Raw genomic sequence first — 24,377 nt, 5'->3', positions numbered from 1 at the left:
CCTGAGTCAGCTGCCGGTAATGCGTAGTCATCTGCGCTTGAATCCTTCGGTGTGAGAGCCTGGATTCTACCGGTGGCTGGCTCTCTGCCTCTCGTTTCAAGCGTTGCGCTTATTCTATGAATTCAGGGGCTATTTGAAGCATGATCGTTCCTTGATAAGGCTCCGTGCAGGGCAGGCTTTCTGGCCTGTGCAAATGTCGCGGAGGAAGGTTTTGATGAAGCGAGAACCTTACCGGTGAGAAGCGGTGAAACGTCATAGAGGCAAAGTGCCCCGTCTGTTTCAAAGGATGGCGAATGGAAAGGTTTGAAGTATCGAAGTTTGAGGCGAGGGGGCGCAGCGCCCGGATTTACTTAACATGACCTGCCTGAATCACTTCCAACGAAGGGGTTAAATCGACATCTTCAGACATGCTTTCACTACACATCGAGACCTGTGAGCGTTTTCAATGCTCTTGAGCGCGGTAGGCCCCCGGGGTCAGCCCCGTCCACTTCTTGAACGCCCGATGAAACGCCGACGGTTCGGAAAAATCCAGTTTTCGCGGGTCAGGTCATCTTTTTATTTGAGTAAAAGGTAATGCCGTTGAAGGCCTTTGGTTTATATCGAAGTTCGAGGTTTAGAAGGTTTTTTAGTCGCTGTTGTTATTAAAACCTGTCAGTTCTTACAGGTGTCAGTTGGGTGCTCCGACGTTATTGTGAAGTACCGGAACCTCGTTTGAAGGGCCGGATGTCCACTGCGGTGAAAACATGAGGGGCTCAAAGTGAACGACAAAACAGATAATTTCGATGATTTTACGGATTTTAATAACTTCGATTTTAACGGGTGGGAGGGGAGTGATAGCAGTGTTCATATCGTTAACATCAAGGGAGCTTACTTTCTGGAAGCGCTGCCGGGTGGCGACACCAAAGTGCGTAAAAGCTTCGTAGGTTTGCCTGAGGGAAAGGCCTACCAGGTTACCTTTACTTATGAAACTCCCCATACTGGCTATGTGAGGCTTCAATATGATACCGGCCGGTTTGAACAGGCCATCACTGCTACGCAGGGAATCCTGAAAGAACATCACATATTTTTAAATTCGGGAGCTCTTCAGAAAACATTGGAGCTGTACGTGTACACCAATAGCATAGTCGGTATTTCCAATGTCAAGTTGGGTGAAATCCGAGTGCGTCAGGTTACTCAAAAATATATTGATAGTCTGGGAGGCTGATGCCACGCAATATAATGTGCATTCATCGAGTCATTGAGCGATGAATGCACACCAACCGCTGGCACGGTTATGAGGTCGCTATAAATCCATGTAAGTCGACCATGCTTCATGGGGTAACAAGCTCACAATTAACGGCGGGCAAGATCCGTGGCAACGAAACAATCTTCGGTTTCTCGCCTCAGGTAATTAATGATTGAGATTTTTGGTCGGGCTAGCGTCTCACAACTCTTGCGCCCGATAAGCCCCCGGCGTCAGCCCCGTCCACTTCTTGAACGCCCGATGAAACGCTGACGGTTCGGAAAAACCCAGCTGTTCAGCGATCTGTTGCAACGACAGATCCGCGCGGCCCAAATGGTAGATGGCGATATCCCGCCGCAGCTGATCCTTCAACTCTTGAAAACTGGTGCCTTCCTCGCGCAAATGCCGGCGCAGGGTTTGCGGGCTGATGTGCAGGTGCGCGGCCACGGCGTCGAGATCCGGCCAGCGTGTGCTGTCGCGGCTGAGCAAGCGGCGCAGGCGGCTGCTCAGGCTGTCGCCGTCGTCGGGGCGTGACAGCAAATCAGCGGGGGAGCGTTCGAGGAAGTGTTTGAGGGTGCGTTCATCCTGCAATAACGGCATGTGCAGGTAGCGGCTGTGGAACAGCAGGCTGCTTCGATCTGCTGAAAACACCAAGGGGCAGGGGAACAGCAGGTCGTATTCGGCGCCGTGAGCAGGTTTCGCATAGCTGAATGTCGCCTGCTCCAAGCTGATTCGCTGGCCTATCAGCCAACTGCCGAGACGATGCCAGATCACCAGCAGGCTTTCGCTGAGGAAGTGATCCGGGTCCCACAATTGCGAATCGTCGAGGCTCAGGCGCACCCATTCGTCCTCGCGGCTCAGGGTCAGGCGCGGTGCGTCGGGGAACAGGCTGTAAAACAGCAGGCCGCGTTGCAGGGCCTTCTCCAGGTTGCGGCAGTGAATCGAGGCGTGGCACATCATGGCGAAGCTGCCGGGTTTGCTCGCGGCCTTGCCGAAGCCCAGGTATTCGTCGTCCAGTGCCAGCCACAGGCTTTGGATCAGGCGGGTGAACTGTTCCGGGGCGATGCGCGCACGGGGCTCGTCAAGCAGTTCGGGGCTGATCCCCAGTTGCAACAGCAGGCCCGAGTAATCGAACCCCAGGCGGCGTGCGCCACCCAGGGCGGCACGGGCGAAATGACTGGCAACGGTGCGTTCGCGCATAAGCGGCAGATCCTTCCTCAGGCGTCGGATGGTAGCCGGGGGGTGGCAGGGGAACAAGGCGGATTTCCGCCAAATTGTAGGACGAGAACCGGCGAGTTGGCGGATATCCGCCACCCTTGAGTAACCGAGTTGTGACGAAAAAAACCTGTAACCCCTGATATCGAAAGGCTTGTAGCCATCTGCACCAAAGTGGCACGACGTTTGCGATATGAGCGATAGAAACGTGCGTTGAGCCTGTGCGCAAGGTGCCGTTCCAACAACAAATCCCTCCAGTGCAGGAGGGTTCGCAATTCAGGTGTCGCGGTCAACAGATGGATGCTGCCACGCGGGACTCTTGAGGAAACTTGCAATGACGACTCGTCAGCCAATTTACAAATCCCTGTATTTCCAGGTGATCGTTGCCATCGCTATCGGCATTCTGCTCGGTCACTTCTATCCGCAAACCGGTGTGGCCCTCAAACCGCTGGGTGACGGGTTCATTAAACTGATCAAAATGGTCATTGCCCCGATCATCTTCTGTACCGTCGTCAGCGGCATCGCTGGCATGCAGAACATGAAATCGGTGGGCAAGACCGGCGGCTACGCGCTGCTGTATTTTGAAGTCGTATCCACCATTGCCTTGCTGATCGGCCTGATCGTCGTCAACGTCGTGCAGCCGGGCGCCGGCATGCACATCGACGTGACCACTCTGGATGCCTCGAAAATCGCCACCTATGTGACGGCCAGTAAAGACCAGAGCATCGTCGGCTTCCTGCTCAACGTGATCCCGAACACCATCGTCGGCGCGTTTGCCACAGGCGATATCCTGCAAGTGCTGATGTTCTCGGTGATCTTCGGCTACGCCCTGCATCGTCTGGGTTCGTATGGTCGTCCGCTGCTGGACATGATTGATCGCTTCGCTCACGTGATGTTCAACATCATCAACATGATCATGAAACTGGCGCCGCTCGGTGCGTTCGGTGCCATGGCTTTCACCATCGGTGCTTACGGTGTCGGCTCGCTGGTGCAACTGGGCCAGTTGATGATCTGCTTCTATATCACCTGCGTGCTGTTTGTGTTGGTGGTGTTGGGTGGGATCTGCCGCGCGCACGGTTTCAGTGTGTTGAAACTGATTCGCTACATCCGCGAAGAGCTGCTGATCGTACTGGGCACTTCGTCCTCTGAATCGGCACTGCCACGCATGCTGATCAAGATGGAGCGTCTGGGTGCGAAGAAATCGGTAGTTGGTCTGGTGATCCCGACCGGTTACTCGTTCAACCTCGACGGTACTTCGATCTACCTGACCATGGCTGCGGTGTTCATCGCTCAGGCGACCGACACCCACATGGACATCACCCACCAGATCACCCTGTTGCTGGTGCTGCTGTTGTCCTCCAAAGGTGCGGCAGGTGTGACCGGTTCGGGCTTCATCGTGCTGGCGGCTACGCTGTCGGCGGTAGGTCACCTGCCGGTGGCCGGTCTGGCGCTGATCCTGGGTATCGACCGTTTCATGTCCGAAGCTCGCGCACTGACCAACCTTGTTGGTAACGCTGTTGCGACCATCGTTGTCGCCAAGTGGGTGAAAGAGCTGGACACCGACGTGCTGCAATCCGAGCTGGCCTCTGGCGGTCGCGGTATCTCCGACCAGCGTGAAGAAGACGACCTGGGTGTGGCTGAAGGCCCAACTCCGGTCAATGTGAAGTAAGCATCGCTTGTAGGAAAAACCCGCTTCGGCGGGTTTTTTCATGCCCGCAATTTGAGCGTAACGGTCACGGCTGGTGACACTTACGGTGATTGCTGTACCGGCCATCGCTGCCTAGGCTGAAGACATCGTCCAAGGAGTTCGCCCATGTCCGCACCGCTGGCCTCATTGAAGATTCTCGATTTCTCGACGCTGCTGCCGGGGCCGTTTGCTTCGCTGTTGCTGGCGGACATGGGCGCCGAGGTGTTGCGCATCGAGTCGCCGACGCGCATGGATCTGCTGCGAGTCTTGCCGCCGCATGATCAGGGGATTTCGGCCAGTCACGCTTATCTGAACCGCAACAAGCGCAGTCTCGCGCTCGACCTGAAACAGCCCGAAGCGCTGGAGCTGATCAAGCAGTTGCTGGCCGATTACGACATCGTCCTCGAGCAGTTTCGCCCCGGTGTGATGGAGCGCCTGGGCCTGGGTTACGAGGCCCTGAAGGCGCTTAACCCGAAGCTGATTTACGTGTCGATCACCGGTTACGGCCAGACCGGCCCGTACAGGGATCGCGCCGGGCATGACATCAACTACCTGGCGCTGGCCGGCCTTGCCAGTTATACCGGCCGGGCCGACAGCGGGCCGTTGCCGTTGGGCATGCAGGTTGCGGATATCGCGGGTGGTTCGCTGCACGGGGTGATAGGTCTGCTTGCTGCGGTGATCGCCCGTCAGCAAACCGGGCAGGGCACGCATCTGGACGTGAGCATGACCGATTGTGCATTCAGCCTGAATGCCATGGCCGGTGCCGGTTTTCTCGCCTGTGGTGCAGAGCCGGGTTGGGAAGACCAGATGCTCAATGGCGGCAGTTTTTATGATTATTACCGTTCACGGGATGGCCGCTGGATGTCGGTGGGCAGTCTGGAACCGGCATTCATGCAGCCATTGTGCGCGGCACTGGGGCGGCCGGAATTGGCGGCGCAGGGCTTGTCGCCCAAGCCCGAGCATCAGCGAGCGCTCAAGGAAGCCTTGAAGGTCGAGTTTGAAAAGCATGACTTTGCCGAACTGTGCGAGTTGTTTGCCGGGATCGATGCGTGTGTCGAGCCGGTGTTGAATCTGAGCGAAGCAGCCGAACATCCGCAATTACAGGCGCGGGAGTTGGTGACGCAAGTGCCGCGCGGGGATGGTTCGACGCAGGCGCAAATGGCATGCCCGCTGAAGTTTTCCCAAGGGTTGCCGGCGCCACGGCATGTCGGGGCGGTGTTGGGACAGCATACGGATGAGGTGTTGGGAGAGTTGGGGTTGAGTCCTTCGAAAATTGAAGAGCTGCGCCGGGCCAAAGTCATTCTTTAGTGCCTGTTCTGGCTTCATCGCTGGCAAGCCAGCTCCCACAGGTTTCGGTGTCGTACACAGAATTTGTGGACACCTCGAACACTGTGGGAGCTGGCTTGCCAGCGATGGGGCCAGTCAGGGCAACACAACACTGACTATTCCACCCGCATCTCACCACTGAACACCAACGTATTGCGGCATCTGCGGCACAGATACCGCCGCCCTTGCCGCACCAGGCTATGGCGCTGCGCCGAAAACGGAAAATCACTTTCCGCACACGGGCATTTGTAGATGTAGCGGGTCACACTGCGGCGTTTGATTGCATAAGTGTGGCAGCGATCCGGCGGCAGTTCGTAAACGCCGCGCATGATCAGTTGCCACTCTTCGCCGTGGGGCTGGATGCGGTCGCCGAACAGCTGATGGGCGATCAGGTGCGCAACTTCGTGGGCCACGGTTTGCTTGAGGAAGTGTTCGGCGTTTTCCCGGTAGAGCTGAGGGTTGAAGCGCAGCAGGTTCTCGTGCAGATGCGCGACCCCGGCTTTTTGTCCGCGCAGCTTGAGACTCACCACGGGGCGTTGGAAATGACGTTTGAAAAAGGATTCAGCGAGTTGGTAACAGTCTTCGACGCGAGTATTGAGTTGCTCGGGCATGCTTGATGGATCTCCAGAGGCGTCAAGTATGCCGCAACCCTCAAGCGTTGCGAATCGCCGAACCGCCGAATGGTCATCCTCCACACGAGAAGGCCGCCTTGCGGCGGCCTGTATTGGCAGATCTTGTTTTTCTCGGGGAGTCATTGCGTCAGTTGGTATAGACGGGGCCTACGCCCAGTCCCCAGACAATCACGGTGAACGCCATGATGGCTACCAGCACCACCAGACCCACCGCCAATACCGAGCTGGAAAACAGAAAACCTTCGTCCGACGGTATATTCATGAACGTCGGTAGCCCCACGTACAACAGGTACACCGTGTAGCAGATGGCCGCCGTGCCAACGATCATGCCCAGCCACATATGCGGATACAGCGCCGCCAGCCCGCCGACAAACAGCGGCGTCGCGGTGTAGGTGGCAAACGCCACGCAACGCGCCAGGCTGGGGTTGGCGTCATAAGTGCGGGCCATCCAGTGCACGAAGGCACCCATGACCGCGACCCCGCCGAGCATCGCCAGGTATGACATGACCGTCATCCACGCCGCACTTTCTACGGTGAGCATGACCGGCGCGCGATTACCAATCACCCAGCCAACCTGGGTGGTGCCGATAAACGCCGAGACAGCGGGGATCGCCGCCAGAATCAGCGTGTGCGTCAGGTACATGTGGCTGATGCTTTCCTCTTGGTCGCCACGGATTTCCTTCCATTCCTGATCGGGGTGGGTAAAAAGTCCCACTACGTGATGGATCATGCCATTCACTCCTCTTGTTATTGCCATCGCCCCCCAACGGAGCGCCTACGGGCCAAGGTGGCCGAGCAAATTCAGGTCTTCAGATGTGTGCGACCTTACGTCGCAGTATAGAAAGGTCTTAACCGCACAGGCACTAGGGGCTTAGAGCAAATTGCGCTGTAAACACCGGGCTTAATCGCGGTGGGGTCTTGCCGCAGCCCGACGGCCCTTCGCCCTCACGATTTTTTTGCGTAAAATGCCGGCCTTTCGTCACACCTCACGGATTTCGCGTCATGGGCACTCTTACGGTCAACCAGAACAAGCTGCAAAAGCGCCTGCGCCGTCTGGCGGGCGAAGCTGTCGCCGATTTCAACATGATTGAAGACGGCGACAAGGTCATGGTCTGCCTGTCCGGGGGCAAGGACAGCTACACCATGCTCGACGTGCTGATGCACTTTCAGAAGGTTGCGCCGATCAGGTTCGAGATCGTCGCCGTGAACATGGACCAAAAGCAGCCGGGCTTCCCCGAGCACGTGCTGCCGGCCTACCTCAAAGAGCTGGGCGTCGAGTATCACATCGTCGAAAAAGACACTTATTCGGTGGTCAAAGAGCTGATCCCGGAAGGCAAGACCACCTGCTCGCTGTGCTCGCGTCTGCGTCGCGGCACGCTGTACACCTTCGCTGACGAAATCGGCGCGACCAAAATGGCCCTCGGTCACCACCGTGACGACATCGTCGAGACGTTCTTCCTCAACATGTTCTTCAACGGCAGCCTCAAGGCGATGCCGCCCAAGCTGCGCGCCGACGACGGCCGTAATGTGGTCATCCGTCCGCTGGCCTACTGCAGCGAGAAAGACATCCAGGCCTACTCGGACCTCAAGCAATTCCCGATCATCCCGTGCAATCTCTGCGGCTCGCAGGAAAATCTGCAGCGTCAGGTGGTCAAGGAAATGCTTCAGGACTGGGACCGCAAGACCCCGGGCCGAACTGAAAGCATCTTCCGCAGTCTGCAGAACGTGATCCCGTCGCAACTGGCCGACCGCAACCTGTTCGACTTCACCAGCCTCAAGATTGACGAGACCGCCGCTTCGCGCTTCGTCAACGTCGTTAACCTGTAAACACCTTCAAATGTGGGAGCGAGCCTGCTCGCGAAGAGGGAGTATCAGTCAACAAATCAGTTGAATGACACACCGCTTTCGCGAGCAGGCTCGCTCCCACATTGGTTTCTTCGCTTTATTCAATAGGAGAGGGCATGCGCGATTACAAGTGGCTGCACGAATACTGTCTGAACCGTTTCGGTTCGGCGGCTGAACTGGAAGCCCATCTGCCCGTCCCCAAGACTGCGGCACAACTGCGCAAGATCAGCGACGACCGCTACCTCTCGACCATGGCCCTGCGCGTGTTCCGCGCCGGCCTCAAGCACAGTCTGGTAGACGCCAAGTGGCCGGCCTTCGAAGAAGTGTTCTTCAAATTCGACCCGGAAAAAGTCGTGCTGATGAGCGCCGAACACCTTGAACGATTGATGCAGGACGCGCGGATTATCCGTCACCTGGGCAAGCTCAAAAGCGTGCCGCGCAACGCGCAGTTCATTCTCGACGAGGAAAAAGAACGCGGCAGCTTTGGCGCGCTGATTGCCGACTGGCCGGTGACCGACATTGTCGGTCTGTGGACGTACCTGAAAAAGCGTGGCCATCAACTGGGTGGGCTGTCGGCGCCACGGTTTTTGCGCATGGTCGGCAAGGACACGTTTGTGCCGAGCTATGACGTGGTGGCGGCGCTGAATGCGCAGAAGATCGTCGACAAAGTGCCGACCAGTCTGCGTGATCTGGCGATTGTGCAGGACGCGTTCAATCAGTGGCATGAACAGAGTGGCGGGCGGGCGATGAGCCAGATTTCGATGATGCTCGCTTACACCGTCAATCATTAAGACCGCGTCGCCCCAATCGCTGGCAAGCCAGCTCCCACAGGTTTTGCGTCGATCACAAATTAGTGTTCCAACACAGATCCTGTGGGAGCTGGCTTGCCAGCGATGGCGTCAGCTCAGGCGACTGAGATTTCACCCTCGCCAGCCAATTTGCGATTCAACTGATACCGCCAGCGCACATACAGCAGCGCCGAGCAGAACACCGCCAGGCTTGCCGCCATCTCCAGCACGCCAAACCACTGTCGGTTCGGGTCATACGCGGCCAGTGCGCCTTTGATGAAATACAGATTCACCACAAAGCACATCCATGAATGCCCGCGGGCGCTGCCCATGATCATCGCCGGGGCGAGGATCAGCCACGGGACCAGTTCGACCAGCAGAATCACCCACGGCCGCGCACCATGCAGGTCGGCGAATATCAGGTAATAGACGGCGAGCAATCCGGCCAGGGCGAAAAAGCTCAGCAGACTGATGATCCGCATCGCCTTCACGCGCGGCTCCAGCCACTCGACAGAGGGCAGGACTTTCGGCTTCTTGGCCACCTCAGCCCTCCAGTTTCTGCGCGGTTTTGGCCAAGCGCAGACCGAGGGCGCGACACAACGCCACTTCGTGCTGATCAAGACCTCTTTTGCCATCCGCGCCGGCGTGGTGGCTGGCACCATACGGCGTGCCGCCGCCTTGGGTTTCCAGCAGCGCCGACTCGCTGTAGGGCAGGCCGGTGATCAGCATGCCGTGGTGCAGCAGCGGCAGCATCATCGACAGCAGGGTGGTTTCCTGACCGCCGTGCAGGCTGGCGGTGGAGGTGAACACGCCGGCCGGTTTGCCAACCAGCGCGCCGGTCAGCCAAAGATTGCTGGTGCCATCGAGGAAGTACTTGAGCGGCGCAGCCATGTTGCCAAAACGCGTCGGGCTGCCCAGTGCCAGGCCGGCGCAGTTTTTCAGGTCGTCGAGGGTGGCATAGAGCGCGCCTTCGTCCGGGATGCCTGGCGCTACGGCTTCGCACTCGGTGGAGATCGCCGGCACGGTACGCAGGCGCGCTTCGAGGCCGGCCTGTTCTACACCGCGGGCAATCTGCCGCGCCATCTCGTTGGTCGAGCCGTTGCGGCTGTAATAGAGGACCAGAATGTACGGCGCGCTCACGGCAGCAACTCCAGAATGTTCTCCGGTGGACGACCGATGACGGCTTTGTCGTCGGCTTCGAGAATCGGCCGTTCCATCAGTTTTGGATGTTCGGCAATCGCGGCGATCAACTGCGCTTCGCTGAGGCTGTCGTCAGCGAGCTGAAGCATTTTGTATTCATCTTCCCCGGTACGCAGCAATTGCCGCGCGCTGATTCCGAGCTTGCCGAGCAGGGCCTTGATTTGCGCGGCATTCAGCGGGGTTTCGAGGTAGCGCACGACGTTTGGCGTCAGGCCGCGGGCTTCAAGAAGCTCCAGCGCACCGCGGGATTTCGAGCAGCGCGGATTGTGATAAAGCGTCAGATCGGTCATGTCGGGTCGCTTCTGGCGTAGAGTGGCGGCTATTCTAACTGTGCAGCGCGCAATCCAGAACCTTCAGAGGCGATGGGTCGCAGGCGTTTTCAAATTTTCACAAGGAACAGGACATGACACGGCGATTGGCAGCGGCATTGACGATAATCGGGGCGTTGATGCTGGGGGGTTGCGGCAACGATTACGGGATTGACCAGAACGGTCAGAAGGTCGCATCCGAGCGCCTCGACAAGCAATGGGTAATCGTCAACTACTGGGCTGAATGGTGTGGCCCGTGCCGAACCGAAATCCCGGAGCTCAACCACTTGGCTGAAGAGCTCAAGAGCAGGAATGTCGGTGTGTTCGGGGTCAACTTCGACAACGTGCAGGGTGAAGAGCTGAAGAGTGCCAGCGAAAAACTGGGCATCAAGTTCACCGTGCTGGCGCAGGACCCGGCGGAGTTGTTCGAGCTGCCACGCAGCGAAGCGCTGCCAGTGACATACATCATCGACGACAAGGGCAAGGTTCGGGAACAGCTGATGGGCGAGCAGACGGCGGCCGGGGTGATGGCGAAGCTTGAGGCGTTGCAGGCTGCGAAGTAGCTTTCAAAAGCCCCTCACCTCAGCCCTCTCCCAGTGGGAGAGGGCCAGGGTGAGGGGCTTGGCGATTCAAGCGATCAACCCTCTTCCAGCCACCAGCGCAACGGTTTGCCTTGCGCCGGCCAGAAGCGCATCTGCTCGATTGGCGAAATGTCCCAGCGCTCGACATGCTCCAGCGCTTCCAGGAACCGTTGTTCCTGTTCCATCAGCGCCGGTGCACACAGTTTGCGGGTCTTGCCGATCTTGCCGAAGGTCAGCTTGTCGCCATCCAGGGTGTACGGCGCGAACCAATGGTTGCAGCCGCCGTTACCGTAGGCACGACCGTCATCGCCAAGGGTCACGGTCAGATGGCTGTAATCCATCAATGGCCGCTCGCCGATCCATTCCAGAATGTAGCTGCGGTTCTGTTGCAGTTGCACAGGCTCGGCGGCGCAGCCCGCGAGGCCAATACCGACCAGAGCGGCCAGGGCAAAGCGTTTCATCACGCAGGCTCCTGGCATTTCGGGCACAGGTGCTTGTCGCCAACGGCCTTCCAGCCCAGCTCGGCAATGCGCGCGGTGGCGGCCGGTTTTTCTGCCGTTTTGCCCAGCTTGGCGTCCACTGCAAACTCGAAGTTCAGCGCTTTGGCGCAGCTGTCGCAATTGACCTGCCAGGTGTGGATCGCCAGTTCGCCGAACACCGGGCCCGTGGTCATCGCGGTCCATTGGCCCGGCGGGTTGATCAGGTGGCGGACGGTTTCAACGGTCAGGCGCATGGACAAATCCTTGCTGCCTTTGAGGGTGACCAACAGCGCGTCACCGATGCGGATCGAGCCACCGTTGCCGGTGACCTGATAGCGGCCCGGCACGAGGGCGCGGCATTCGGTGAGGGTGTGTTGCGGGTTCATCAGATTGTAGCGGAAATCGTGTTCGACCATGGGTCCTCCAAATATGCGCGACATGCTAGCACGGGCTGGATTGCAGAATGATGCACGCGTGCGACCTTCGATCAGGTTCAAATCGACCTGCGCACATGGCAAACTGCCGCCCTCGACTCTGAAGGAACGGAACATGGCGCTGATCGAATGTTATGAATGCAAGCGGAGCATCAGTTCCGAAGTCAAAGCGTGCATTCATTGCGGGGCTCCGATGGCAAAGCACCAGGCCCACGCACAAGCGCAGACCGCAGGCGCACCGGCTCAGGCTTCTACGATTTCATTCGGCAGTCTGCCGCGTAACAGCGCGGTACCTGAGGCCGCGGTGTTGCCGCAAGCTTCGCAGGGTTTGCCGAAAGTCATGCCGGCTGCAGCGGGGCGTCGGCGTCGACAACAGGCTGCGCAAGCCGCGCAGATCAATGAGGACGGCAGCCGCCCGGTGGAAGGCTGGCTGAAGATCATGGTGTTCCTGATTCCGTGGATTTTCGTCTGGTTCCTGCTGCGCAGCGGCCATTCGGCGAAACAGCGGTTGTTCGGCTTCGGCTGGCTGGCGTTGCTGATTCTGGCGTCGTCGCTGAAATAAGCGGTTAAGCGATCAACCTTCGACCTGATTCTGCGGTGATCCCGCCGCCCAGGTCGCGATATTGCGCAGGGTCGTCGCAGCAATCGCGCCCAGCGCCTCTTGCGTCAGGAACGCCTGGTGAGCGGTGACGATCACGTTAGGAAAGGTCAGCAGACGCGCCAGCACATCGTCCTGCAACGGCAAGTCGGAACGATCCTCGAAAAACAGCTGCGCTTCTTCTTCATACACATCCAGCCCCAGATAGCCGAGTTGACCGTCCTTGAGGGCGTCAATAAGCGCCGGGGTGTCGACCAGCCCGCCGCGACCGGTGTTGATCAGCATGGCGCCTGCTTGCATGTGCGCCAATGAATCGCGATTGATCAGGTGTTTGCTCTGCTCGTTCAGCGGGCAGTGCAGGCTGATGATGCGCGACTGCGCGAGCAAGTCCGGCAGGCTCAGATAACGTGCGCCGAGTGCCAGAACATCGGGATTTGGATACGGATCGTACGCCAGCAATTCACAGCCGAAACCGTGCATGATTTTCGCGAAGGCGGCGCCGATCTGTCCGGTGCCGACGATGCCGACAGTCTTGCCGACCAGATCGAAACCGGTCAGGCCATGCAGACTGAAATCACCCTCGCGGGTGCGGTTGTAGGCGCGGTGCAGGCGACGGTTGAGGGCGAGGATCAGCGCCACGGCATGCTCGGCCACGGCATGCGGCGAGTAGGCCGGAACCCGCACGACGGCCAGCCCCAGACGTTTGGCCGCGAGCAGATCGACATGGTTGTAACCGGCCGAACGCAAGGCAATCAGCCGGGTACCGCCCGCCGCCAGACGTTCGAGCACTGCAGCGCTAAGGTCGTCATTGATAAAGGCGCAGACCACCTCATGCTGGTCGGCCAATGCCGCCGTATCGAGACTGAGCCGGGCCGGTTGAAAATGCAGTTCAATCTCTGCCGGGCAATCGGCATCGAGGAAACTCTCGCGGTCGTAGGTCTGGCTGCTGAAAATGATCGTGCGCATGGAATCCTCCTGGAGCATCACCGGGGCTGCATCACCCAAGTCCACTTTAGCCGTGACGGCGTTGACCGGCATTGCGCTGGATCAGGCGCTGATCTTCGCTTGCGCAGCCAGTCGGTTGATTGCAAGTTCCAGCTCATCCAGCGCCATCGCTGCTTTCGGGTCTTCCTGTTTGAGCAGGGTTTCACTGCGCTGGCAGGCTGCGCGCAATTGCGGTACGCCGCAGTAACGCGTGGCGCCATGCAGGCGATGCACGCGTTCAATCAGTGCATTCTGGTCGTGGTTGTCGCGCGCGCTGCGGATGGCTTCGCGGTCGGCCTCCAGTGAAGCCAGCAGCATCGCCAGCATGTCCGCCGCCAGATCTTCTTTACCGGCAGCCAGACGCAAACCTTCCTCGTGATCAAGCACTGGCAGTTCGTGATTGCCGGCAGCACCTTCGCTGACGCGCTCCGGTGCCTGATTGCGCAGTGCCAGACCGGTCCATTTCAGCACCACTTGCGCCAGTTGCCGCTCGCTGATCGGTTTCGTCAGGTAGTCATCCATGCCGCTTTGCAGCAACGCACGTTTTTCGTTGGCCATGGCATGGGCGGTGAGGGCGACGATCGGCAGCGGTGTGCAATGCCGCTCGCTTTCCCACTGGCGGATGGTTTCGGTGCTCTGGCGACCGTCCATGCCCGGCATCTGCACGTCCATTAGCACCAGATCGAACGATTCGGTCTGCACTGCTTTGACCGCGGCATAACCGCTTTCCACGGCCAATACCTTGGCGCCCATGTCTTCGAGCAAGGTCTGCACCAGCAACAGGTTGGCCGGGTTGTCGTCGACACAGAGCACTTTCGGCGCGCGACTCGACAGCGGTTCGCCGGGTTCGTTACGCGGTTGACGCGGGTTGGCCAGATCCGACAGGGCGCGGCGCAGTTTGCGCGTGCAGGCCGGTTTGGCCTGCAGTTGGCTGTGCGGGTTGGGCACCGACAGATGGAACAGCGTCTGCTCAGTGGTCGGGCACAGCACCAGCACTTTGCAGCCCAGGTGTTCGAGGTCCCAGATATGCTGGTTCAGGCGTTCGGGCAGCATGTCGTTACTGGTGATGCCGATCACCGCCAGATCAATCGCCTGATCGGTCTGGTGTGCGCCGGTAACGCCATTGGTCAGGCTTTCCAGGGTATTGAACGGGGTGACCATAAGCCCGCAGTCTTCCAGTTGATGCTGCAAGGCCTGACGCGCCAGTTCATGGTTTTCCAGCACGGCGACCCGGCGGCCGAGCAGCGGCGCCGAGGGCAGGTCTTCGGCATCGTCGCGGGCCTTGGGCAGGCTCAGGCTGATCCAGAATTCCGAACCTTCGCCCGGCGTGCTGTCGACGCCGATCTCGCCGCCCATCTGTTCGATCAGGCGCTTGGAGATCACCAGACCCAGTCCGGTGCCGCCGGGCTGGCGCGACAGCGAATTGTCTGCCTGGCTGAAGGCCTGGAACAACGCGCGCACGTCCTGATTCGACAGGCCGATGCCGGTGTCCTGGATGCTGATGCGCAGCTGCACGCTGTCATCGTGCTCTTCTTCCAGCATTGCACGGGCAACGATGGTGCCCTCGCGGGTGAACTTGATGGCGTTGCTGACCAGGTTGGTGAGGATCTGCTTCAGGCGCAGCGGATCACCGACCAGCGACAACGGGGTGTCGCGGTACACCAGACTGACCAGTTCCAGCTGCTTGGCGTGAGCGGCGGGGGCGAGAATCGTCAGGGTGTCTTGCAACAAGTCGCGCAGATTGAACGGAATGTGGTCGAGCACCAGTTTGCCGGCCTCGATTTTCGAGAAGTCGAGAATCTCGTTGATGATCCCGAGCAGGCTGTCGGCGGACTTTTCGATGGTGCCTAAATAGTCGAGCTGGCGCGGGGTCAGTTCACTTTTTTGCAACAGGTGGGTGAAGCCGAGAATGCCGTTGAGTGGCGTGCGGATTTCGTGGCTCATGTTGGCGAGGAATTCGGATTTGATCCGGCTCGCCTCCAGAGCCTCTTTACGCGCCAGATCGAGTTCGATGTTCTGAATCTCGATGGTTTCGAGGTTCTGGCGCACGTCCTCAGTGGCTTGATCGACGCTGTGCTGCAATTCTTCCTGGGCGTTTTGCAGGGTGCCGGCCATGCGGTTGATGCCCGACGCCAGTTCGTCCAGTTCCTGACTGCCGAGGGGTGGCAGGCGGGTTTCCAGGTGACCGTCCTTGAGTTGCGCGACGGCCTGTTTGATCTGGCTCAGCGGCCGATTGATGGTGCGGCCCATGCGTAACGCGAGCAGCGCCGCACCGGCGAGGCCCGCGGCGATCAACAACAGGCTGGCAAACAGGCTGCGATAACCGCGCAGCAACATGCCGTTGTGCGACAGCTCGAGTTCAACCCAGCCGAGCAGGCGCTCGGATTCTTCCGGGATCAGTTCGCCGGCGAGGTTGCGGTGCTTGCCGAAGACCGGCATCAGGTAACGGGTCGCGTCATTGCCGCTGCGTCGTTGCAAGTGCGCGCTGTCGCCGCTCGGCGCCTGATTGAGCATGGTCGGGCCGGCGTGGGCCAGTGGCGAGCGATCTGGCGCGAGAAAGGTCACCGCGCGCACGTCCGGTTGTTCGAGGGACTGAGTGGCAATGCGTTCGAGCAGTTCGCCATTGCCGTGGCCCATCGCCGGCGCTACCAAGGGTGCCAGTTGCTCGGCGATCATTTCGCCACGCTGGAGCAATTGGGTTTGCAGGTCGGACTGCTGCGTCCAGGTGAAATATCCACCCAGCACCAGCGCCATCAGGCTGGTCGGCAACAAGGTCAGCAACAACACGCGACCTTTGATTCCCAGTTTCTTGAGCACGCCTATCTCCTGCATCCCGCTGATCTGTTGACTCATGCGTGCATCCGGCACGCGACATGGGCGCAGTGTAGCGATTTGCTCGCGGGCAATCTCCGGAAAAATACCGGTGTTGTCGTTCGGCCTGGCAAGGCGCGTTTGTCCGACAGTGCAACCTTGGGTTGCCCGGTGTCCGCCAATCTTGAATAATCGCGCCTAACTGAGAATTACTTGCAGATACTCATGACTCCTGTTTCCGTTGGCCAGCCACGCATTCTTTCCATCGAGGACGATCCGGTCCTGGGTGCCTATGTTCATGAACATCTGGGTCGCAGCGGGTTTCAGGTGACCTGGTGCCAGAACGGCCAGGAAGGCCTGAACATCGCCCAACGCCAGCCGTTCGACGTGGTGTTGATGGACATCCTTTTGCCGGGGCTGGACGGTCTGAACGTGCTCACTCAACTGCGCCAGAGCCATTCGACGCCAGTGCTGCTGATGTCGGCGCTTGGTGCCGAAGCCGATCGGATCAGTGGTTTTCGCCTGGGCGCCGACGATTACCTGCCCAAGCCGTTCAGCATGGCCGAACTGCATGTTCGCATCGAAGCGATCCTGCGCCGGGTCGCCCTTGATCGGCGTCCTCCAGGGCGCTCGGCGCAGGTGGCGACCGGCACGCTGCGCTTCGACGATGAACAGTGCGACGTGTATTGGCGCGAGCAACCCGCCGGCCTGACGCGAAGCGAATTCCGTCTGCTGGAAACCCTCAATCGCAATGACGAGGAGGTCCTGAGCAAGGCCTTCCTTTATCAGCACGTTCTGCAACGCGGCTATGCCGCGCACGATCGCAGCCTCGACATGCACATCAGCCAGATCCGCCGCAAACTCAAAGCCATCGGCTACACCGAGCGCGAAGTACGCACCGTGTGGGGCAAGGGCTACGTGCTCAGTGGTGCAGATGAAAGTGTCTGAGCTGCCGGGGCGTCATTCGCTGTTCTGGAAGCTGGCCTGTTTGCTGGTCGCGTTCTGCCTGCTAATGATCTGGCTGAGTTGGTCGTGGGGCCGATACATGGAGCAGCGCAACCAGTTCCTGTCTGACGTCGCCCGCGACACCCTTACGCGTTACGCCGCTGAAGCCGAGCGGGCGTGGCAGCAAGGTCGGCGTGACGGCGTCGATAGTTGGCTGCAGAGCATGGAATTGCGCGAAGCTGGCTGGGTCGGCGTGATTGACAGCAATTTGCAGTCGCTGGCCAATGATCCGTTGAACGAACAGGAAATCCAGCGCCTGACTTTTCTGCGCGGGCTTGATTGGCCGATTCATAAAAAGGGCCGGCCCGGGCTGCGCATACCGTTTCCCAAGGATCCTTCCGCTGGCAGTCTGGTGATCGAGTTGCCTGAGCGTTTCCTGCCGGGCAAATATCGACTGTTTTGGCGGGTGATCACCAACGGGGTGATTCCGGGGTTGTTCACCTTGCTGCTGTGCGTGGGGCTGTATCGCCTGCTGGTGGTGCCGCTGAACAATCTGCGCGAACAAGCCAATGCCTGGCGTGCCGATCAATTGAATGTGCGGCTGTCCAGCGGTATCACCCAGCGCCCGGACGAACTCGGTGAACTGGCCCGGGCGTTCGACTCGATGTCCGAACGTCTGCAGTCCACCGTCGCCCTGCAACAGCAACTGCTGCGAGACCTGTCCCATGAACTGCGCACGCCCCTGAGCCGATTGCGGGTAGCGAGTGAAAGCGAACAGGGCCTGGTGCAATTGCGCGAACGTATCGGTCGTGAAGTCGACGGCATGCAGCGACTGGTCGAAGACACGCTGCAACTGGCGTGGCTCGACACCGAACGCTCACCATTGCCAGACGAAGCGATCCAGATTCAGGCGCTGTGGGAAATGCTCACCGATAACGCCTGTTATGAAAGCGGCTGGCCGAGCCTGCAGTTGCAGTGCTCGGTGCAGGCTTCTTGCTGGGTGCGCGGCAATCTCAACACCTTGGCCCAGGCGCTGGAGAACATCTTGCGCAACGCCATTCGTCATTCGCCCGAGGGCGGGATTGTGCGGCTGGAAGGACGGCGGGACGGGGAATACTGGCATCTGTGGCTGGAAGATCAGGGCGGCGGCGTGGCTGAAGCGGATCTGCAGCGGATTTTTGATCCATTCACCCGACTCGACGGCTCGCGCCCGGGGGATGGCGGGTTTGGTCTGGGGTTGAGCATCGCCAGGAATGCGGTGCAGCGCCAGGGCGGAACGCTTTGGGCGGAGAATAGCGGGGCGGGGTTGCGGGTGAATTTGCGGTTGGTGGCGGATGATGGTGTTGTCAGCCCAGACGCCATCGCTGGCAAGCCAGCTCCGACAGGTGCCAGCGGCGCTCACCCAACCTTCACCCACCCTCAAGCCCTGTAGGAGCATTCGAGTGAAACGAGGCTGGGAATCAAGGCAGACCGAAAGATCGCAGTGTGCCGCAGCGCCTGCACGTATATAAGCAACACCAAAATTCTGTGGGAGCTGCCTGCCAGCGATGAAGCCTTTTGCACCCCTGCTGAATCTGAAATGTCTCACCACTGGCGAGACAATTGCTGCTTATTCCCATAAACCATAAGCACCGCACTTTGCGTGATATGGCCTTCGCGGGTTTGCCGGTATGATAGGCGCCCCCGCACGTCTGGATTGCGAATACGCCATGACCCTGCAGTACCCAACCATCGCCGATTGCGTCGGCAACACTCCGCTGGTGCGTTTGCAGCGCCTGCCCGGTGTCACCAGCAACACCTTATTGCTCAAGCTCGAAGGGAATAACCCGGCGGGTTCGGTCAAGGACCGTCCGGCGCTGTCGATGATCACCCGTGCCGAGTTGCGCGGGCAGATTCACGCCGGCGATACGCTGATCGAAGCGACCTCGGGCAACACCGGAATTGCGTTGGCGATGGCCGCCGCGATCAAGGGTTACAAGATGATCCTGATCATGCCGGACAACTCCAGCGCCGAGCGCAAAGCGGCGATGACCGCTTATGGCGCCGAGCTGATTCTGGTCAGTCAGGAAGAGGGCATGGAAGGCGCTCGCGATCTCGCCCAACGCATGGAGGCCGAAGGTCGTGGCAAGGTGCTGGATCAGTTCGCCAATGGCGACAATCCTGAAGCGCATTACACCAGCACCGGCCCGGAGATCTGGCGTCAGACCGAGGGCACCATCACTCACTTCGTCAGCTCGATGGGTACCACCGGGACCATCATGGGCGTCTCGCGCTACTTGAAAGAGCAGAGCGACAAGGTGCAGATCGTTGGTCTGCAACCGATGGAAGGCTCGGCCATTCCAGGTATTCGCCGCTGGCCGCAGGAATACTTGCCGAAGATCTATCAGGCCGATCGCGTTGATCGCATTGTCGACATGGCGCAAAGCGAGGCCGAGGACGTCACCCGTCGTCTGGCCCGCGAAGAAGGCATCTTCTGCGGCGTGTCCTCGGGCGGTGCGGTAGCAGCGATGCTGCGTCTGTCCCGGGAAGTTGAAAACGCGGTGATCGTCGCCATCATCTGTGACCGTGGCGACCGATACTTGTCGACCGGCATCTTCGACGCGCCCAACTGATGGCCAAGCAAGAGAGAGGCCTGCGCTTCCAGCCCACCGGCGGCAGCAAGGCCCCGCAAATCCCGACTGGCAAGAAGCAGCGCTTGAACATCGAGCGCCTGGCGAATGACGGGCGCGGTATCGCGTTTTTCGAAGGCCGGACCTGGTTCGTGCTCGGCGCGCTTGCCGGTGAAGAGGTCGAAGCGCGAGTGCTCGGCGCCCACGGCAAAGTGGTCGAGGCGCGCACCGAACGCGTGTTCAAGGCCAGCGAACTGCGCCGGCCGACGCCGTGTCAGCACGCCGGTCGCTGCGGTGGTTGCAGCGTTCAGCACTTGCCCCACAGTGAACAGCTCGCCCTGAAACAGCGCATGCTCGCCGAGCAATTATCCAAGGTTGCCGGTGTCGAACCGCAAGAGTGGGTAGCACCGTTGACCGGTCCCGAGTTCGGCTATCGCCGTCGCGCCCGCGTTGCTGTGCGCTGGGACATGAAAGCGAAGAAACTCGAAGTGGGTTTCCGCGCCGCCGGCAGTCAGGACATCGTCGGCATTAACGAATGCCCGGTGCTGGTACAGCCCTTGCAGCCGATCATGAGCCGTTTGCCGGAGATGCTCCGTCGTTTGAGCAAGCCGCAAGCGTTGGGCCATGTCGAATTGTTCGCTGGCTCGTCGCTGGCGGTGTTGCTGCGGCACATGGCGCCGTTGTCTGAAGCAGATCTGACGATCCTCAAGGACTTCTGTCAGTTTCATGAAGCGCAGTTGTGGTTGCACGGCGAAGGCCAGCCGCAGCCGGTCGATGCCACGCAGTCGCTCAGTTATCGCCTGGAGCAGTGGGATCTGGATCTGGCTTACCGGCCGGGAGATTTCATCCAGGTCAACGCGGGCGTCAACGAAGCGATGGTTGCGCAGGCACTGGACTGGCTGAAGCCGACAAGCGAAGAGCGCGTGCTGGACCTGTTCTGCGGGCTCGGCAACTTTGCTTTGCCACTGGCCAGAACGGTGCGCGAAGTGGTGGCGGTGGAGGGTGTGCAGACCATGGTCGAACGTGCCGCTGCGAATGCCGCCAGTAACAATTTGCATAACACAAAGTTTTTTCAAGCCGATTTATCCCAGCCTTTAACGGGTGTCGAGTGGATCGGAGATGGCTTTTCTGCGGTACTCTTGGACCCACCGCGTGACGGTGCTTTCGAGGTGGTGCGCAAGCTGGCGACCCTGGGTGCGAAGCGGTTGGTGTATGTGTCGTGCAACCCTGCAACGCTGGCGCGCGACACGGTCGAATTGATCAAGCAGGGCTACCGGTTAAAACGTGCCGGGATTCTCGATATGTTTCCTCAGACGGCACATGTCGAGGCCATGGCGTTATTTGAAGCGAGCCAGGATGGCTCGTCTGATCCGTCTGGTCCGTCCGTACAGCGCTCGCTTTAGCCCCACGAGTGCAAACGGGCAACGAAGGTCAGCGATTTGACGCATTGAATCTGCGTCGTAGGGAAGGTAAAGCAAGATGGTACAGGTGAGAGCACACCAGCCGATCAACACTGACGGCAGTATCAATCTCGAGGCTTGGCTCGATCACGCGGTCAGTGTCGATCTGGCACTGGATCGCGAAGCCTTGAAAGAAGCCTGCGAGTTTGCTCGCGAGGCCGAACAACAGTCCAATGCTGCGAAAAACCTGTGGGCCGAGGGCTCCGGGAGTTTCAGAACCGGCCTTGAGATCGCCGAGATTCTCGCCGACCTCAAGCTCGATCAGGATTCGCTGGTCGCCGCGGTCCTGTACCGCGGTGTGCGCGAAGGCCAGATCGAATTCGCGGCTGTCAGCCAGCGCTTTGGTCCGGTGGTTGCCAAGCTGATCGACGGCGTGCAGCGCATGGCCGCGATCAGTGCCAGCCTCAGTCCGCGCCAGTCCATGGTCATGGGCACGCAAGGGCAGGTGGAAAACCTGCGCAAAATGCTCGTGGCCATGGTCGACGACGTGCGTGTTGCCCTGATCAAACTGGCCGAACGCACCTGCGCCATTCGTGCGGTGAAAACCGCCGACGACGAGAAGCGTAACCGTGTCGCCCGGGAAGTCTTCGACATCTATGCGCCGCTCGCGCACCGGCTCGGCATCGGTCATATCAAATGGGAACTGGAGGACTTGTCCTTCCGTTATCTGGAGCCTGATCAATACAAGCAGATCGCCAAGTTGCTCCATGAGCGACGGCTTGATCGCGAGCGTTTCATCGCCGACGTGATGACCCAGCTCAAGGATGAATTGCAGGCCACCGGCGTCGACGCCGACATCAGCGGTCGGGCCAAACACATCTATTCGATCTGGCGCAAAATGCAGCGCAAGGGTCTGGAATTCAGCCAGATCTACGACGTGCGTGCGGTGCGCGTGCTGGTCCCGGAAATGCGCGATTGCTATACCGCGCTGGGTATCGTCCACACGCTGTGGCGGCACATCCCGAAAGAATTCGACGACTACATCGCCAACCCGAAAGAGAACGGCTACCGCTCTTTGCACACGGCCGTGATCGGCCCGGAAGGCAAAGTGCTGGAAGTGCAGATTCGTACGCACTCGATGCACGAAGAAGCCGAGCTCGGGGTTTGCGCGCACTGGCGTTACAAGGGCACTGACGTCAAATCCGGTTCCAATCACTACGAAGAGAAAATTTCCTGGCTGCGTCAGGTGCTCGAGTGGCATGAAGAGCTGGGTGATATTGGTGGTCTTGCCGAACAGCTGCGCGTTGATATCGAGCCGGATCGGGTCTACATCTTCACGCCCGACGGTCACGCCATCGACTTGCCGAAAGGCGCAACACCGCTGGACTTCGCCTACCGCGTACACACCGAAATCGGTCACAACTGCCGTGGCGCCAAGATCAACGGGCGCATCGTGCCACTCAACTACAGCCTGCAGACCGGCGAGCAAGTCGAGATCATCACCAGCAAACACGGCACCCCCAGCCGAGACTGGCTGAACTCGAACCTCGGTTACGTCACCACGTCGCGGGCGCGGGCGAAGATTGTTCACTGGTTCAAGTTGCAGGCTCGTGACCAGAACGTCGCCGCCGGTAAAACCCTGATCGAACGCGAGCTCACACGCCTCGGCTTGCCGGCGGTGGATTTCGACAAGTTGGCCGAGAAGGCCAACATGAAAACCGCCGAAGACATGTTCGCCGCCCTCGGTGCCGGTGACCTGCGCCTGGCGCAACTGGTCAATCTGGCGCAGCAACTGGTCGAGCCGGAGCGCGGTAACGAACAGCTGGAACTGATCCCGCGCAAAGCGACTGGCTACAAGCCGGGCAAGCGCGGCGACATTCAGATTCAGGGCGTTGGTAACCTGATGACGCAAATGGCCGGCTGCTGCCAGCCATTGCCGGGCGATGCGATCGTCGGTTACATCACCCAGGGCCGTGGCGTGAGTATTCACCGCCAGGACTGCGCCTCGGTGCTGCAACTGGGCGGACGCGAGCCAGAGCGGATCATTCAGGTCAGCTGGGGGCCGGTGCCGGTGCTCACGTATCCGGTGGACATCGTCATCCGCGCCTACGACCGTTCGGGTCTGCTGCGTGACGTCTCGCAGGTGCTGCTCAACGAGCGGATCAACGTGTTGGCGGTCAACACCCGCTCGAACAAGGAAGACAACACTGCGCTGATGTCCCTGACCATCGAGATCCCGGGTCTGGATGCACTGGGGCGGTTGCTGGGACGGATTTCGCAGTTGCCGAACATCATCGAGACACGGCGTAATCGCACCCCGTGACGCAATTGATTGTTCCCTGTGGGAGCGAGCCTGCTCGCGAAGAGGGCGTGTCAGTCGACATCTTTGTTGCAGACACACCGCTTTCGCGAGCAGGCTCGCTCCCACATGGGGTTTGTGGTGAGACAGAAAACATGATGTACAGCCTTGAAGACCTGCTCCATCTCATGAGCCGTCTGCGCGATCCGCAGTTCGGTTGCCCGTGGGACATCAAGCAAACCTACGCAACCATCGTCCCGCATACCCTCGAAGAAGCCTACGAAGTGGCCGACGCCATCGAGCGCGGCGATTTCGACCATTTGCAGGGCGAGCTTGGCGACCTGTTGTTCCAGGTTGTCTATTACAGCCAGTTGGCGCGCGAAGAAGGGCGCTTTGAGTTTGCCGGTGTGATCGACAGCATCACCCGCAAGCTGATCCGCCGTCATCCCCACGTTTTCCCCACCGGCGACCTGTACGCGCCGCTGGACGTGCCGCGTTTGAATGAAGAGCAGGTCAAGCAGCGCTGGGAGGAAATCAAGGCCCAAGAGCGTGCCGAGAAATCCGCCGCGCCACAGCAACTGTCACTGCTTGATGACGTACCGGCCACGTTGCCTGCATTGTCGCGCTCAGCCAAGCTGCAGAAGCGTGCGGGGCAGGTGGGGTTCGACTGGCCGGACGCCTTGCCGGTGTTCGACAAAGTGCGTGAAGAGCTCGATGAAGTGCTCGAGGCGATGTCCGAAAACGATCCCGCAGCGGTGGCTGACGAGATCGGTGATCTGCTGTTTTCCGTGGTCAATCTGGCCCGGCATCTGAAGGTTGACCCGGAAACTGCACTGCGTGGCGCCAACGGCAAGTTTGAAAGACGTTTCCGTTTTATCGAACAGGCATTGCGCGACACCCACCGTCCCATAGAAGATTGCACCCTCGAAGAGTTGGACGCCCTGTGGGGTGAAGCCAAACGTCAGGAAAAGAATTTGCCCAGCTGTGGCTGAGCAACTGCCCAAGTGAGTAAGC

The 24,377-nt window shown here is 59.6% G+C and carries 23 protein-coding genes and 1 pseudogene; 13 read left to right on the top strand and 11 right to left on the bottom strand.

Annotation, left to right across the window (positions count from 1 at the left end):
- Positions 1-442: 442 nt before the first annotated feature.
- Positions 443-535, bottom strand: a pseudogene (locus JJD74_RS23080) (helix-turn-helix domain-containing protein); the annotation flags it as partial.
- Positions 536-757: 222 nt separating this feature from the next.
- Here JJD74_RS23080 and JJD74_RS23075 point away from each other — a divergent pair.
- Positions 758-1,204: a hypothetical protein gene (locus JJD74_RS23075; protein ID WP_042560507.1), complete on the top strand. Its 447-nt coding sequence runs from the start codon at positions 758-760 to the stop codon at positions 1,202-1,204.
- 219 nt (positions 1,205-1,423) lie between these two features.
- On the opposite strand, the gene JJD74_RS23070 is transcribed toward JJD74_RS23075, so the two are convergent.
- On the bottom strand, positions 1,424-2,422 hold the full coding sequence (locus tag JJD74_RS23070; protein ID WP_200616894.1) for an AraC family transcriptional regulator: 999 nt from the start codon (positions 2,420-2,422) through the stop codon (positions 1,424-1,426).
- 349 nt (positions 2,423-2,771) lie between these two features.
- Here JJD74_RS23070 and JJD74_RS23065 point away from each other — a divergent pair, with 349 nt between their 5' ends.
- Both JJD74_RS23065 and JJD74_RS23060 read left to right on the top strand, forming a co-directional pair.
- Positions 2,772-4,106 carry a dicarboxylate/amino acid:cation symporter gene (locus JJD74_RS23065; RefSeq protein ID WP_115146197.1) on the top strand — a complete coding sequence of 445 codons (1,335 nt, stop codon included), beginning with the start codon at positions 2,772-2,774 and terminating at the stop codon, positions 4,104-4,106.
- Positions 4,107-4,250: 144 nt separating this feature from the next.
- On the top strand, positions 4,251-5,432 hold the full coding sequence (locus JJD74_RS23060; protein WP_200616893.1) for a CaiB/BaiF CoA transferase family protein: 1,182 nt from the start codon (positions 4,251-4,253) through the stop codon (positions 5,430-5,432).
- A gap of 134 nt (positions 5,433-5,566) precedes the next feature.
- Here the strand turns inward: JJD74_RS23060 and JJD74_RS23055 are convergent, their stop codons facing one another.
- Positions 5,567-6,061 carry a SprT family zinc-dependent metalloprotease gene (locus JJD74_RS23055; protein ID WP_047302662.1) on the bottom strand — a complete coding sequence of 165 codons (495 nt, stop codon included), beginning with the start codon at positions 6,059-6,061 and terminating at the stop codon, positions 5,567-5,569.
- 148 nt (positions 6,062-6,209) lie between these two features.
- On the bottom strand, positions 6,210-6,812 hold the full coding sequence (locus JJD74_RS23050; protein WP_042560502.1) for a Yip1 family protein: 603 nt from the start codon (positions 6,810-6,812) through the stop codon (positions 6,210-6,212).
- Positions 6,813-7,084: 272 nt separating this feature from the next.
- Between JJD74_RS23050 and ttcA the strand changes: the two genes are divergently transcribed.
- Together ttcA and JJD74_RS23040 are read left to right on the top strand one after the other, a co-directional pair.
- Positions 7,085-7,909: a tRNA 2-thiocytidine(32) synthetase TtcA gene (gene ttcA / locus JJD74_RS23045; protein ID WP_042560501.1), complete on the top strand. Its 825-nt coding sequence runs from the start codon at positions 7,085-7,087 to the stop codon at positions 7,907-7,909.
- A 134-nt stretch (positions 7,910-8,043) separates the two neighbouring features.
- Positions 8,044-8,718: a DNA-3-methyladenine glycosylase I gene (locus tag JJD74_RS23040; protein ID WP_042560500.1), complete on the top strand. Its 675-nt coding sequence runs from the start codon at positions 8,044-8,046 to the stop codon at positions 8,716-8,718.
- 113 nt (positions 8,719-8,831) lie between these two features.
- On the opposite strand, the gene JJD74_RS23035 is transcribed toward JJD74_RS23040, so the two are convergent.
- The 3 genes from JJD74_RS23035 to arsC are packed head-to-tail and all read right to left on the bottom strand — an operon-like array spanning position 8,832 to position 10,205.
- Positions 8,832-9,257, bottom strand: a complete 426-nt coding sequence (locus JJD74_RS23035) for a DUF2069 domain-containing protein (protein ID WP_042560499.1) — start codon at positions 9,255-9,257, stop codon at positions 8,832-8,834.
- 1 nt (position 9,258) lies between these two features.
- Positions 9,259-9,855, bottom strand: a complete 597-nt coding sequence (gene wrbA, locus JJD74_RS23030; protein ID WP_042560498.1) for an NAD(P)H:quinone oxidoreductase — start codon at positions 9,853-9,855, stop codon at positions 9,259-9,261.
- Positions 9,852-10,205, bottom strand: coding sequence for an arsenate reductase (glutaredoxin) (gene arsC, locus JJD74_RS23025; protein WP_042560497.1), 354 nt, complete (start codon positions 10,203-10,205; stop codon positions 9,852-9,854). Before arsC ends, wrbA begins: the two co-directional genes overlap by 4 nt.
- 113 nt (positions 10,206-10,318) lie before the next feature.
- On the opposite strand from arsC, the gene JJD74_RS23020 reads away from it, so the two are divergent.
- On the top strand, positions 10,319-10,786 hold the full coding sequence (locus tag JJD74_RS23020) for a TlpA disulfide reductase family protein (RefSeq protein ID WP_200616892.1): 468 nt from the start codon (positions 10,319-10,321) through the stop codon (positions 10,784-10,786).
- 74 nt (positions 10,787-10,860) lie between these two features.
- On the opposite strand, the gene JJD74_RS23015 is transcribed toward JJD74_RS23020, so the two are convergent.
- Together JJD74_RS23015 and JJD74_RS23010 are read right to left on the bottom strand one after the other, a co-directional pair.
- Positions 10,861-11,265 (bottom strand): META domain-containing protein, encoded by a 405-nt coding sequence (locus JJD74_RS23015; protein WP_047302660.1) that lies wholly within the window; start codon positions 11,263-11,265, stop codon positions 10,861-10,863.
- Complete coding sequence (locus JJD74_RS23010; RefSeq protein WP_042560494.1) at positions 11,265-11,699, bottom strand: hypothetical protein; 435 nt, start codon at positions 11,697-11,699, stop codon at positions 11,265-11,267. The genes JJD74_RS23015 and JJD74_RS23010 overlap by 1 nt, the downstream gene beginning before the upstream one ends.
- Positions 11,700-11,832: 133 nt before the next feature.
- Here JJD74_RS23010 and JJD74_RS23005 point away from each other — a divergent pair, with 133 nt between their 5' ends.
- Complete coding sequence (locus JJD74_RS23005; protein WP_200616891.1) at positions 11,833-12,279, top strand: hypothetical protein; 447 nt, start codon at positions 11,833-11,835, stop codon at positions 12,277-12,279.
- Between the two features lie 12 nt (positions 12,280-12,291).
- On the opposite strand, the gene JJD74_RS23000 is transcribed toward JJD74_RS23005, so the two are convergent.
- Both JJD74_RS23000 and JJD74_RS22995 read right to left on the bottom strand, forming a co-directional pair.
- Positions 12,292-13,281 (bottom strand): 2-hydroxyacid dehydrogenase, encoded by a 990-nt coding sequence (locus JJD74_RS23000; RefSeq protein ID WP_047302707.1) that lies wholly within the window; start codon positions 13,279-13,281, stop codon positions 12,292-12,294.
- An 81-nt stretch (positions 13,282-13,362) separates the two neighbouring features.
- On the bottom strand, positions 13,363-16,116 hold the full coding sequence (locus JJD74_RS22995) for a response regulator (protein WP_200616897.1): 2,754 nt from the start codon (positions 16,114-16,116) through the stop codon (positions 13,363-13,365).
- A 219-nt stretch (positions 16,117-16,335) separates the two neighbouring features.
- On the opposite strand from JJD74_RS22995, the gene JJD74_RS22990 reads away from it, so the two are divergent.
- The 6 genes from JJD74_RS22990 (at position 16,336) to mazG (ending at position 24,355) form a co-directional block, all read left to right on the top strand.
- The gene (locus JJD74_RS22990; protein ID WP_200616890.1) at positions 16,336-17,058 is read left to right on the top strand and encodes a response regulator transcription factor; all 723 of its coding nucleotides are present in this window, start codon (positions 16,336-16,338) and stop codon (positions 17,056-17,058) included.
- Complete coding sequence (locus tag JJD74_RS22985) at positions 17,045-18,487, top strand: sensor histidine kinase (RefSeq protein ID WP_200616889.1); 1,443 nt, start codon at positions 17,045-17,047, stop codon at positions 18,485-18,487. The genes JJD74_RS22990 and JJD74_RS22985 overlap by 14 nt, the downstream gene beginning before the upstream one ends.
- A 277-nt stretch (positions 18,488-18,764) precedes the next feature.
- Positions 18,765-19,667, top strand: a complete 903-nt coding sequence (gene cysM / locus JJD74_RS22980) for a cysteine synthase CysM (protein WP_200616896.1) — start codon at positions 18,765-18,767, stop codon at positions 19,665-19,667.
- The gene (rlmD, locus tag JJD74_RS22975; RefSeq protein ID WP_042560489.1) at positions 19,667-21,067 is read left to right on the top strand and encodes a 23S rRNA (uracil(1939)-C(5))-methyltransferase RlmD; all 1,401 of its coding nucleotides are present in this window, start codon (positions 19,667-19,669) and stop codon (positions 21,065-21,067) included. The genes cysM and rlmD overlap by 1 nt, the downstream gene beginning before the upstream one ends.
- A 76-nt stretch (positions 21,068-21,143) precedes the next feature.
- Positions 21,144-23,387 carry a GTP diphosphokinase gene (gene relA, locus JJD74_RS22970; protein ID WP_042560488.1) on the top strand — a complete coding sequence of 748 codons (2,244 nt, stop codon included), beginning with the start codon at positions 21,144-21,146 and terminating at the stop codon, positions 23,385-23,387.
- Between the two features lie 134 nt (positions 23,388-23,521).
- Positions 23,522-24,355: a nucleoside triphosphate pyrophosphohydrolase gene (mazG, locus tag JJD74_RS22965; RefSeq protein WP_047302652.1), complete on the top strand. Its 834-nt coding sequence runs from the start codon at positions 23,522-23,524 to the stop codon at positions 24,353-24,355.
- Positions 24,356-24,377 lie beyond the last annotated feature (22 nt).

It is taken from the genome of Pseudomonas sp. MF6776 (assembly GCF_016613125.1).
Classification (GTDB): Bacteria; Pseudomonadota; Gammaproteobacteria; order Pseudomonadales; family Pseudomonadaceae; genus Aquipseudomonas; species Aquipseudomonas iridis.
This window is presented reverse-complemented; position numbering and strand designations above follow the sequence as displayed.